Annotated in this window: 13 protein-coding genes; 12 read left to right on the top strand and 1 reads right to left on the bottom strand. The window is 36.2% G+C overall.

The genetic code is table 11. The features are described 5' to 3' along the window. The first annotated feature begins 1 nt into the window (after position 1). Positions 2–337: a hypothetical protein gene (locus P1X15_RS31485; protein ID WP_277342082.1), complete on the top strand. Its 336-nt coding sequence runs from the start codon at positions 2–4 to the stop codon at positions 335–337. 8 nt (positions 338–345) lie between these two features. Here P1X15_RS31485 and P1X15_RS31480 read toward each other — a convergent pair whose 3' ends face one another. Next, complete coding sequence (locus P1X15_RS31480; protein ID WP_277342081.1) at positions 346–618, bottom strand: hypothetical protein; 273 nt, start codon at positions 616–618, stop codon at positions 346–348. A 237-nt stretch (positions 619–855) separates the two neighbouring features. On the opposite strand from P1X15_RS31480, the gene P1X15_RS31475 reads away from it, so the two are divergent. The 11 genes from P1X15_RS31475 (at position 856) to P1X15_RS31425 (ending at position 11,669) form a co-directional block, all read left to right on the top strand. After that, on the top strand, positions 856–1,896 hold the full coding sequence (locus P1X15_RS31475; RefSeq protein ID WP_277342080.1) for an alpha/beta fold hydrolase: 1,041 nt from the start codon (positions 856–858) through the stop codon (positions 1,894–1,896). Positions 1,897–2,673: 777 nt separating this feature from the next. Then, the gene (locus P1X15_RS31470) at positions 2,674–3,255 is read left to right on the top strand and encodes a Crp/Fnr family transcriptional regulator (protein ID WP_277342079.1); all 582 of its coding nucleotides are present in this window, start codon (positions 2,674–2,676) and stop codon (positions 3,253–3,255) included. A gap of 73 nt (positions 3,256–3,328) precedes the next feature. Further along, complete coding sequence (locus P1X15_RS31465) at positions 3,329–3,958, top strand: hypothetical protein (protein WP_277342078.1); 630 nt, start codon at positions 3,329–3,331, stop codon at positions 3,956–3,958. Between the two features lie 149 nt (positions 3,959–4,107). Next, on the top strand, positions 4,108–4,734 hold the full coding sequence (locus tag P1X15_RS31460; protein WP_277342077.1) for a hypothetical protein: 627 nt from the start codon (positions 4,108–4,110) through the stop codon (positions 4,732–4,734). Between the two features lie 10 nt (positions 4,735–4,744). Then, complete coding sequence (locus tag P1X15_RS31455; RefSeq protein WP_277342076.1) at positions 4,745–5,164, top strand: DUF6326 family protein; 420 nt, start codon at positions 4,745–4,747, stop codon at positions 5,162–5,164. A 582-nt stretch (positions 5,165–5,746) separates the two neighbouring features. After that, positions 5,747–9,403: a DEAD/DEAH box helicase gene (locus tag P1X15_RS31450; protein WP_277342075.1), complete on the top strand. Its 3,657-nt coding sequence runs from the start codon at positions 5,747–5,749 to the stop codon at positions 9,401–9,403. Next, a complete protein-coding gene (locus tag P1X15_RS31445; protein WP_277342074.1) occupies positions 9,381–9,974 on the top strand; it encodes a hypothetical protein in 594 nt (197 codons plus the stop codon). Before P1X15_RS31450 ends, P1X15_RS31445 begins: the two co-directional genes overlap by 23 nt. Positions 9,975–10,156: 182 nt before the next feature. Continuing rightward, the gene (locus P1X15_RS31440) at positions 10,157–10,393 is read left to right on the top strand and encodes a bacteriocin immunity protein (protein ID WP_277342073.1); all 237 of its coding nucleotides are present in this window, start codon (positions 10,157–10,159) and stop codon (positions 10,391–10,393) included. Positions 10,394–10,794: 401 nt separating this feature from the next. After that, positions 10,795–10,992 (top strand): hypothetical protein, encoded by a 198-nt coding sequence (locus P1X15_RS31435; RefSeq protein ID WP_277342072.1) that lies wholly within the window; start codon positions 10,795–10,797, stop codon positions 10,990–10,992. Next, on the top strand, positions 10,943–11,473 hold the full coding sequence (locus P1X15_RS31430) for a hypothetical protein (protein ID WP_277342071.1): 531 nt from the start codon (positions 10,943–10,945) through the stop codon (positions 11,471–11,473). Before P1X15_RS31435 ends, P1X15_RS31430 begins: the two co-directional genes overlap by 50 nt. Continuing rightward, positions 11,466–11,669, top strand: coding sequence for a hypothetical protein (locus P1X15_RS31425; protein WP_277342070.1), 204 nt, complete (start codon positions 11,466–11,468; stop codon positions 11,667–11,669). Before P1X15_RS31430 ends, P1X15_RS31425 begins: the two co-directional genes overlap by 8 nt. Positions 11,670–12,229 lie beyond the last annotated feature (560 nt).

The following is a 12,229-nucleotide window of genomic DNA, read 5'->3' as shown; positions in this document are numbered from 1 at the left end:
CATGAACCGTTTTTCAATTTTATATAAAACCAAAGGAAAGTATCATCAAATGTCTTATGCCACACGCTTGGAAGCCGATACGGTTGTACAAAAATGTATACGTAGTAGGCGAAAAATCCCAATAGGCATTTATGACGCCAAAACAGAGCTTTTCTCCTGGACCAAACAAGTAGAATACAATCAACTTCCTCCCGAACAGCAAGGCAAAAAAGGCAACGAAATGATATTAATTGTGCAGCATCTAAGAGCACAAGAAGAACAAAAAGCGCGGCATTGGCAGGAAGAAGAAGATATTCAGTTTGATGTCTTACTACGCCCTTTGCTTTATTTTAAATAAGGAGCGTCTCAGTAGCAAATTTTGCAAGGCACATAACCCATGCTGTGAGCTTTTGAGACACTAACAGCGCTTGTCTCGGCTTTGCACCGATTGAGCCCACGACACCTGTAAGCATGATAAGCATAAGCTCTCTTACTGAGGCATATATAGACTTGCTCGGCCTGCACACGCTTGCTTTTATTTTTTTGCAATCCGCTTCTCGCTGCTGTATTGGCAGCTTGAGGATAGGTATAGGCTTGTCCTATCAAAACGACAAATATCAATAAAAATAGTCTTTTCATAACGGTTGGTAATTTCTCAAAATAAAGGTAAAAGTATTTGTCTACTTTCCCGCCAAAAAGCCCCCTCCCACCATATTGTATTGTGATGTATAAGCTCCTTTTCTGACTAGGAGCTTGGGGATTTTATTTCTTAACCAAAGTCAATGAATTCCCAACACAGGGCCTCTACCTTTGTAATGCTTTATTTCTTCACCAAAATAAACATCTACAAATCAATCACTTAAAAGATTAACAACCATGAAAACTCTTTTTTTATTATTGGTAACATTATGCCTATTTCACTGCCAAACCAAAGATTCAACTGCGCCGATTGTGGCGATTTCGGAATCCAAATATTTGGACATCAATGGCACCAAACAGTTTGTAATGATAAGAGGAGAAAATGACAAAAAACCTGTTTTGCTTCACCTTCACGGGGGGCCAGGCGTGTCCGAAATTGGGGGGCTTAGAAAGTATAATAAAGACCTCGAAAAAGACTTTACGGTGGTGTATTGGGATCAACGCAACGCGGGTAAATCTTATACGCCCAATTTCCCTGCTGCCGAAATCAAAGTTCAAAAATTGGTGAGTGATGTAGAGGTCTTGGCCAAATACCTCAAACAAAGATTGAAAACCAACAAAATCTTGTTGGTAGGACATTCGTGGGGCTCACGATTAGGGATGTTGGCCGTTCAAAAATATCCCGAACATTTTATGGCATTTGTCGGAACGGGCCAAGAAGTAGCCGCTGCCGAGGGCGAACTCCAATCCTACCAATATAGCTTAACGAAAGCCAAAGAACTTAAAAATCAGGAGTTTGTACAACAGCTAGAAGCTATCGGTGCGCCCAAGGGTGGAGATTATCGTACAATGTACAGTATGCCCGATGCTTTTTCGCTCCAAAAATATATTCTCTTAGAACTCAACAAGCAGATATACGACGGATTTTCGGTAGAAGACCTTTACGCCAATTTTCAGAACTCAGACGAATATACGCCTACCGAAAAAGAAAACTATCTGACAGCCGCTAACTTTACCAACGAACACATTGTAAATGACCCGGATTTCAACAATTTTGACTTGAGAAAACAAGTCTCCGAAGTCAAAGTTCCGGTATTTTTTATCGCAGGCAAATTTGATTATATCAACCCCACGCCCTTGGCCAAAGCTTACTTTGACCTTTTAAAAGCACCGAAAAAAGAATATACAGAATTTGAAAAATCGGGCCACGACCCTGCTTGGGAAGAACCCCAACGCTATCATTCCGAAATCCTGCGATTTTATAATGCGATAAAATAGTGATGCTTGGGTTTGTTTAGGCCGAAATTGGCCTAAACAAACTTATTTTACTACCTACTTCCTATTTTTGGCTTTGCTACATTAACACACACTCCTATGCTTCCCGCATTTTTTCTAAAGCTACTTTTAATTCTTTTATACAACATTGCATTTAGTCAATGCTCATCTTGCACAGCATTCAAGGCAATATCGAAAGCACCTTGATGCGAAAGATGCTTTCAATTCCCTTTCTCTGACAAAACTTCCTAAGCAGGTATATTCCCTCCAATCCTTATCAAGAAGGTCACGGTACACTGACTATATCAGGTATGCCTTTAAAAGCAACTGATATAGAATTCTTCCAACTCAAATAATCAGCGTTAGGTCATAGCGCAACTTAGCTTTCTCTTTTAATTTATTTTTGGCAACTGTTTAGATACTCTTTTTATTTAAACAGTACAATTTAAAGACTATTTTTGGGCTATCACGGGACGCTTCGAAATCCGCGTCCTCGCCAAGTCCCAAAACGTTGGTGTTTATTGTAGAAAAACCTTTTGATTACTCATTGCCCCCCCTTTGGCATTTTGGACAGAAACGAGTTAGGAAACCATGAGGGATGTAAAGATTTGTCCGATTTAGTTCATAACAAAGTAAGCTTTTTTGGAAAACTCAGAAAAACAAACTACATAATAAGACATTTAATCATTTACATTGGAAGGTTAAAAACCAAGCAATAGTTATTGACACAGCACAGCCAAAAAAACAGCGTAACAAACAACCGTGATAACAGAAAACATAATGCAAAACATACTATTTGACTTCATATCAAAATACATCTCTCTGACAGAAGAGGAATGGAACGCCATCGTCTCTTTGGACTTATTTCGTTCGGTAAAAAAAGGGACAATTCTCCTCAAAGAAGGCCAAAAATCGAAAGATAGCTACTTTATCCTAAAAGGCTGTATCCGAACCTATTACCTACTGGATAGTGAAGAAAAAACCACGGCTTTTTATACCGAAATGGAAGCTTTGACACCCCCTTGTGTAATAAGCAAAACTCCGTCCGAATACTATATAAGTTGCGTAGAAGACTGTATTCTTACGGTTTCAAATTCGGACATGGAAGTAGAAGTCAACAGTAAATTCCCCAAGTTTGACATCATGTGTAGAATACTGTCAGAAGAACTCTTAGCCAAACAACGAATCGACTTTGACGAGTTTAAAACCTCTTCGCCCGAACAACGATACCTCAACTTAATACAAAAAAGACCCGACCTTATTCAGCGTGTACCACAACACCAACTAGCGAGCTATTTAGGTATCAAACCGCAATCATTAAGCAGGTTACGAGCCAGAATTTTAGAGAAAGATAGAAGCTAAAGTGCATTTCTTAACTTAAGTGAACGAGAGGAGGCAATGCCTCAATCTACCTTTGCAGTATCGTTTAACATCCATGAAAACAGATATGCAAAAGAAGATTTTATTGTTCGCTTTGACCTTAATCATCACAAGCACTCCGCTTGTTAAAGCACAAAATGCCAGTCAAGACCGCCCCTACAAAAAGTGGTTTGTGGGGAGTTCGCTTTTGATGTTAGGCAATTTTGATAAAACAAACAATCCCGAATACATACAATTAAATGCGGGCTACAGGATAACCCCCAAAGATGTTATTCAATTTAGATTTAAAAGGTCTATTTATGCTTGGCCATTAGGTATTCCCTTTGGGCCTTCATTTGATGCACCCGGCCTAAACTACCCCGGACATGCCCGCATCATTGCTCCTCAAATAGGCTATCAGCGGTTTTGGTGGAAAGGAGCTTATACCTCCCTGTATGCACTGAATGCTTTTGAAAAATATTTCGATCAGAATAAGAAAAAAATCGGAAATGGATTCACGTTATACCTAGACTTCTATATAGGCTATCAGTTTACGTTTTTTAAAAACCGCTTCTTTTTTGAGCCAGCCATCGGAATTAGTTATTGGCCTCTAAGAACTAATGTTCCAGCATCTTTTAAGGCCGTAGAACAAAAATGGCCCAACTCCTTTATTCAACCCGGCCTTGATTTTGGATTTAAGTTTTAAGGTTTCTGAAGGTCAACATACGATTGATTGTAGGTATCTCAAACCGCAAAAAAACACAAACACTAAATCCTTTCTTAACTTAAGTGAACGATTTTAAGCGTATCGCTAATCTACTTTTGTAGCATCGTTTAACATCAATTAAAACAGACATGAAAAAGAAAATTTTATGGATTACGCTTGCCTTCGTATGGGCGAGTAGTGTACAAGCAAACGCCCAATATGACAAACAAGACAGTGATTACAAACGGTGGTTTGTGGGCAGCACGGTATTTTTATTGGGCAATTTGGCTACTACCAATCCCCCCAACTTCGCTCAGCTCAACGTAGGTTATCGTATTACCGGAAAAGACGTAATCACCTTAGAACCAAAAACTTGGAAATATGCTTGGCCGAATGGTATTCACCCGTTTTTCAACAAATCATACGGAAAGCCAGAAGAAAAATTTCCTGGGTATGTTCGTGAATATGGCGTTTCGGTGGCTTACCAACGGTTTTTGTGGAAAGGTATCTATGCCGAACTTAATGTAATGCCCACTTGGCAAATTTTTGTAAATAATGACGGCAAAAAAATTGACAATGGATTTCAGATTTTCAATACTTACCGCGTGGGTTATCACATCAAACTTTTTAAGGATAAATTTTTTATTCAGCCCTCCCTTGCAATTACCCACCGTGCTTATCACACCACCCTGCCCGCAGGGTTTAAGCAGCTAGACGACAAATGGTCAAAATTTGTTTTGGGAGAACCGGGTTTTCATTTTGGGTTTAATTTTTAAATGATGACTTATGAATACGCAAAACTCATTGGAAGACATCAAGGTCAACGTAAAATTGAAACTTGCTACGCTGTGGACGAGTTTAATGTTTCTGATTATCTATCTTGATTACTTTGCCTTATATATGCCGAGCAATATAGAAAGTATTCTGAAAGGGAGGGTGTTTGTATTTGATATTACGCAAGGATTTTTGTTGGTAGCACTCGCCTTAGTGGCAATTCCGGCACTGATGATTTTTCTTTCTGTAGCCCTGCCGCCTAACGTAAATCGCTGGACAAATATCATTGCTGCGGCGGTAAATATTCCTTGTATATTGTTTAATTTGGCAGGCGAGGCTTGGATACACATGGTAGTTGGGGCGGTGATACAAGTCGTTCTTCTTTGTCTAATTATCCATTATGCCTGGAAGTGGCCCCGTATCGCAACATAAAAAGAAAAAATTCATCCATTCCAAACTCATTTTTGATAGAATCTTCCCTTGGTATTTCTTAGCGGGCTTATCACCCCAAAATACCGGATGATTTTCAACCCAATACACAGCCATTAAATACATCACAAAAATTCAAATTCAGAATGATAGCTTTGCTATTATTCTGAATTTGAATTAAACCCTTTTGCTTAAAAATAGGGATTAACCTAGTATCTGCAAACACACTCCTGCCACTTTATTCTCTTTCTTTAATAGCGGAATCCCCCTCCAATCCAGAATCACTTCTACCCGCAAAACTTTTGGTGTATAGCTACTCAATAAAGCTTGCACTCCCGAGCAAAAATTGTGATAGTATCTTCCCCAAATTCTTAGCCAAAAACTACGCTTTTTCAACTACCCCATAATAGCAAAATGGCGATTTTTCCCTAAAAACGCCATATCTCTTTATTTTTTACCCATTTTGGGGAAAAATTTGCATAATATCGCTAGGTATATTTTGTTTAAAGTGGGTATATTTGGGGTGTAGGTGAGGAAGGAGGTGTCTATTCCCTACCCGTTGTGCGTTACCTTAAAAGACAACCAATGCAAAAGAAATACACGGCAAATTATGCTTTCACTAACCCAAATTTTGTGATACAGAATTTGGTTGACAACCAGATAAAGTCCGAATACTTATCGGTGTACTTTGTTGTGAAAAACCTTTTGCAACGTGGCTTTCCGACAATCCTATCAAAATATCTTCAAGACGAAATAGGGGAAATTCACAAACAAAACGATTTTAACAAAGAAAACTTATTCGTTTTAATAGACACCGAAACACCTATTTGGCATAATACTATAAAAGGCGACACAGCCAATAATTATTTTCCTGCAAAAACATTTTTTGAGCAAATTATTCCACAACACTTTGGAGAATATGCTTTTGTGCAGTTCCTTATTTTTCCCGAAGTAGAAATTAACGAATTGACAGGAGAATACAACAAGGATTTTATAAGCCAACAAGTTGATTTTTTCTTACCACAAGTAAAATTGGTTATTGAGATTGACGGACAACACCACAAAGACAGTGATGTTACAAGAGTTAAGGACAGTATAAGAGATAACTACTTAACTTCAAAAGGCATTAAGACAGTCCGAATTACAACAAATGAATTACGAAACGGAACTTTCAAGGCTAAAATCAACGAAATAATCAAGCATTTAGCAGAAAATGAAAAGAAACTACTTTTCTACAAAAATGCGTATGCAAAAATTAAAAATAATGATATTTCAGATTATGAATATCGTGCTAAATTTTTGCCAACCGCCATTATTCGTTTTCAACTATTGGTTTTAGACCTTTTGATTAACGATTACATTTCAATCAATGACAAGGCTTGGAAATTCAATATCTTAGAAAGAGATATAAAAGGCTTTGCAGAATTAGCCATACAAGATTTGTTTTTGTGGCTTGAAAACCTTTGCCAACTTGGCAAATTGAACTTTCAAAAACCTAAAACTGAGATTAAAACTTACCAAAACGAAAATAGAGTAGTTTTTCACAAGGATTTTATTCCTATTGATTTTAGCCTTTTCAAAAGATACACAGACGAAAACGAACTTTATCCTGATAAAATTTATGTGCGAACAGATTACTTTGGTGCAGAGAAAAATTATTTTAGGGCAAGCACTACCGAGCCACTAAAATATGAAATCGTAAGTGATAACGAACAAGATAAAAGTGCTTTGCGTTTCTTCTTACAAAATATTTTTGAAAAGCCTGATTTTAGAGAAGGGCAATTCCCAATCATTGTAAATGCTTTACAACGAAATGATACTATTGGACTTTTACCCACAGGTGGCGGTAAATCAATTTGTTATCAATTACCTTGTTTGTTGCAACCAAGTATCAATTTTGTGGTTTGTCCTATAAAATCGTTGATGTATGACCAACAAGACAACTTAAATAATTCGTTAGTTACCAACACAAATTTTATTTCAGGTGATTTAACTTCTGCGGAAAAAGAGAAAATACAATTTGACTTTTCGCAAGGCAAGTATTTGTTTATTTGGGTTTCGCCTGAAAGGTTTCAAATTAAGACTTTCAGAGAATATTTAGCATCTGTAAACGCTAATTTTTCTATTGCTTATGCGGTAATAGACGAAGTACATTGTTTGTCGGAATGGGGACACGATTTTAGAACTTCCTATTTGAATTTAGCCAATACGATAGAAAAATATTGTCCTGATACTAAGTTTATTGGGCTTACAGCCACAGCATCTGTAAATGTGTTGAAAGATGTAAAAATAGAGTTCAAACTCAAAGATGAAAATGTAAAAACATTGTTAGATTACAGCAGAAAAGAACTGCACTTTGAAGTAATCAATGACAAAGGGCAAAAATGGGAAATCTTAAAACAAAAATTAGATGAACTAAATCGTAAAGATGACTTTTTAGACCATTCAAATAATGCAGGTTTAGCATTTACGCCTAATGTAAATGGTGAGTTCGGTTGTTATACAGTTTCCAACAAACTCAATACGATTTACAGGCATAAAGTAAAATGGTATTCTGGTGATACACCAAGTTTTAGCACAAAAATTTTGGTTGATAATATAGTTGCTGGAAATGCCGAAAAGGTAAGAGAAAGAGTACAAAAACATCTTGAAAGTGAAGGATTTGAAAAACATTTAATTGACAAATGTTTGAATGACAAACTTTATGAAGTAAAAGGAACAAAAAACCCAAAATGGTTTCAAATTTTAATCGGGCAAGATTTGCCTGTAATGAATGAAGATGACTTTAAAAGGTATAAAAAAGATGTTCAAAAATCTTTCAAAAAAAATGACTTTCCTTTGATGATAGCCACCAAAGCCTTTGGAATGGGCATTGATAAACAAAATATTCATTATACTTTTCATTATGGTTTGCCAAGTTCAGTAGAAGCCCTATACCAAGAAGCAGGCAGAGCAGGCAGATGGGATAAAAACGACCCAAAAAACAAAAGCAAAAAAGCCAAATGCTTTGTGTTTCATTCTCACGAAACATTTGATAAACAGTTAGTTGATGAAATTTTTGCACCTGAAACAAGCATCACACGCATTGCAGAAATTAACAAAAAAGTAGGATTTGGCGGCAAGGATATTTTTCGTATTATCTTTTTGTTTATGCAAGGGCAAAGGGATATACAAGAAGACTTTATAATAGTTAAGTTTTTAATTGATACTTATTTCCAAGCCAAAACCACAAAAAAAATATTTTGGGATAACGCCAAGAATGACCTACGAACATACAGCCAAAGAAATTTTAAAAAAACCATTTATGCTAACGAAAATGAAATACAAAAAGGCATTTACAGACTAAGTTTATTAGGTGTTGTCAAAGATTGGACAACCGATTTTGTTACGCATTACGAAGTTGAATTTAACCAATTTACAGAAAAAAATGCTTTGGAAAGTTTGGCAAGGTATATTCACAAATACGAGCCATTGACAGATGTAGAAACCAAAGTAAAAGCAGTCAATAAAACCACCACAACGGATAAATCTATTTGGTATTTACTGCAATGGACTTGGGATAACATAGTTTATACACGCAGACAATCTATAAAAACCTTGTCCGATTGGTGTTCAGAGTTTGACAACAGCGAAGCATTTAAGGCACGTATTGACACGTATTTCAAATTTACAGAAACGACTTTTATCATTCAACATATTGCAGAAAACCCGAAAGAGTTTGAAAAATGGTTTGAGATTTTCTACGTTGATAAAGTGTTACAAGAATTAGATGAGAATGGAAAGAATAAAAAGGAAAGAATATATTTGCCTGAAACTCTTGATTTATATGCAAGAAATCAAGAGTTTTCTATTCTTAAAGACAGCCTTAGCCGTTTTTTAGAAAGCTATCGTTCAAATATTGGTTTAAACCTGATTAGTGGTTTTATTCGTTTATTTCTTGATGGTTACGAAGATACAGACGGAAAGCCACGTTTAGAAAACGCTATTTCACAATCCAAAGATTTGCTTTCAGCCAAAGAACAGGATATTATCATTGAAAAAATGATAAGTTTAGGCTTGTACCTTTCAGAAGAAAACAAGTATAAATTAGCAAAATCAATTATCAAATTTTACCCTGAAAAGTTAGAGTTTTTGGCAGAAAAATTTAATATTATTTACTTGCTTGGAGATGTTTTAACAGACAAGTTGAAATCATTGAAAGCAACAAACCAACGATTTTATGAACAACTTGCAAAAATTTGACAGCACCTTAGCAGAGTTTGACAAAGAAGTGTCAAAACTTAAATCTATTGGCGAAGTTCATCAAGAAATCAAGAAACTTGCCAATGATTATGAAACTGTTGTTTCTAAAATCCAAGACAGCAACAAAACTTTACAGTCAGTTCTGAAACAATACCAAGACTTTCAAAACGAGATTAAAAAGAATATTGTTGAAATTGAAAATCAATATAGCAAGAACAAATCGGACATTCAAAGCCTTTTAACTACGAAACTTGACGAAATCAAGCAACTAAACAAGGCTTTTGAAAAGTCTTTAACGGAAATCGTTGAAAACTTACGAAAAGAAAATAAGCAATTCTATCGTGATTTTGAAGAAACAGTACGCATAAAACTTGTAGAAAATAAATCAGAAATAAAGCAACTAATTGAGCAAGAAACTATCAAAATCAAAGACATATTGACTTCTGAACTTGACAAACGAACAAGTGAAATTATCAAACGACAAAAAAATCTACTTACAACAATTTGGCTAAGTTCGGGAACAATAATTGTAGCACTTATCTTTATTATTTATAGACTTTTGAAACACTAAAAACGTAGAACAAGAAAGGCAAACGCACAACATCACATTTGTGGCAAGGCGGGCAGACGTGCTAAATTGAACTTTTGTGCTTTCTATGAGCTTTGTGCGTGTGGAATGTGGAAACGGTAGTGCTACTAAGCCCGCCCTGCATAAATGCTTCTCCGTTAGCCGTCATTTAAAACAACATACGCATGACAAGGAACGAATTAATTGAACTTGGAAAGAGAATTGTAAATTGTGAAGGTACGGAGGAAGAAATTGAGGAAATAATAGATTTGTTTAATAAAAATGTACCCCACCCGAGCGGAGCTAACTTGTTTTATTATCCTGAAAATTATAATGCAAGGACATTTGATATTTCGACTTACAACCTAACAATTGAGGAGATTGTGGACAAATGTTTAAGCTATAAGCCAATAATTCTTTAAGGTTTTATTAAAATACAAAATGCGCTCATATGTTGGATATTTATTCCACAAGAGCTTAGTGACCTAAAAACTGTATTATGGGGAAAGAATAAATACTTTGATTTCGCAATAATTAAACCCACAAAATACGGCGACCAAGGCAATACCTTAGATTTGGTACTATTCAACAAAAATGACACTACTGGGCACCAACTTGATATCATTAAAAATGAGTTGACGATGATGCGAAAATAAACAAAAAAACCTTAAATAAGCAATTCAAGGTTTTGTATTACAAAATGGCAAGAGTGCTCCCAATGGTAAGTATAAAATTGATTCAATGTTTTTTATTCATGTTTTTAGTGGTAAAATTGAGAAAACGTCCATGTTTTGATGTCCTGTATTTTTAGTAATTTTGCTTTATGGAAGCAAAAAAGAAAAAACGTCAATCAAGTGAGCGACAATCCGCACAATATGACAAGATTTTTAAAGAGAATATCGAGGCAGTAATTTCAAGCATCATGCAAAATGTACTTGAAATTACTGCTGTTTCTATGGAAGAACTGCCTGATGACCGCGGCGGCGGACCGCATTCAACATACCAAAGAACGAAAGCCTGATGTACTCAAAAAAGTAACTGATATCAAAGGTGACACTTTTGTGCTTCAAATTGAGTTTCAAGTCAAAGACGAGCCAAAAATGGTTTACAGAATGGCTGAATACTTCATCATGCTTGAAAGGAAATATGAGTTAACCGTAAAACAGTTTGTGATTTTTCTTGGGTCAGATACCCCCAAAATGCCAACTGAACTTGAAAGGGAACGACTAAAATTCAGTTTCCCACTTGTTTCCCTTTCGACCCTTGACTATCATATTTTCCTCAACTCGGACAAACCCGAAGAAATACTATTGGGTATTTTGGCAAATTTCAAAGGCGAAAACCCCGAAAATGCCCTAAAACAGATACTTGTTCGTATCAAGGAAACTACCGGAGGAGATTTCTCGTTAAATAGGTACTTCAACCAGTTGCGTGTTTTGGCTCAACTTCGTAACTTAGAACCGCTGCGGCGGGCCGCTAAATTTAAAAAACGCTATGGATAGCATCGCCGAATACATCAAAGAAGAGAGAGACGTTCTATTTTTAAGAGGTCTTGATAAAGGACAAGAGAAAACAGAAGAAAGGATTGTAAGAAACTTACTTTCCAAAATGTCCTTGACTTTTGAGCAAATTGCAGACATTGCAGGTACTACGGTGGACTTCGTTAAGTCAGTAAATAAACAGCTAACTGATAAATAGGCACTTGATAGACTTTTTAGCTCCTTGAAACTTGACTGGCGAAAGAATGGGTTCGCCCGTGCGACGCAGGCACCAACATGGTACTTATGAAAAAGGACTGAGGGAAGTATTTACCTACCCCACCACTTTTACCATTTCCTAAAAAACCAAATCATCCACCACCGCATGAAGGTCACCTCAAAATCACGAAGCTACTGAAACATTTTTAGATTTATGGTGATGCGGGGCGATGCGAAAATAAACAAAAAACCCCTTAAACTGCTCATTTAAAGGGTTTTTTGTATCACCACGAATTGCCATGAACTTAAAAAGTGACCTCAATCGTAAATCACAAATAATTAAAATCAAGAGGTCACATCATAAAATAAAATTATAGCTTAGAACGAGCAATACCCGCCTCAAAGTTTATTGAAGCGGGTAAAAAATCCTTACGGAGATTGTAAACTAAACTGTGTCACCCCAAATTGAATCAAAGGGGGAAAATAAGTAACTTAGTTTTAACTTATAGACACAATGAAAACTGACGAATCCTTTAATTTCGAGCGCTTCAAGGAAGAAGC

The sequence above is a fragment of the Runella sp. MFBS21 genome (assembly GCF_029433105.1).
Lineage (GTDB): Bacteria > Bacteroidota > Bacteroidia > Cytophagales > Spirosomataceae > Runella.
This window is presented reverse-complemented; position numbering and strand designations above follow the sequence as displayed.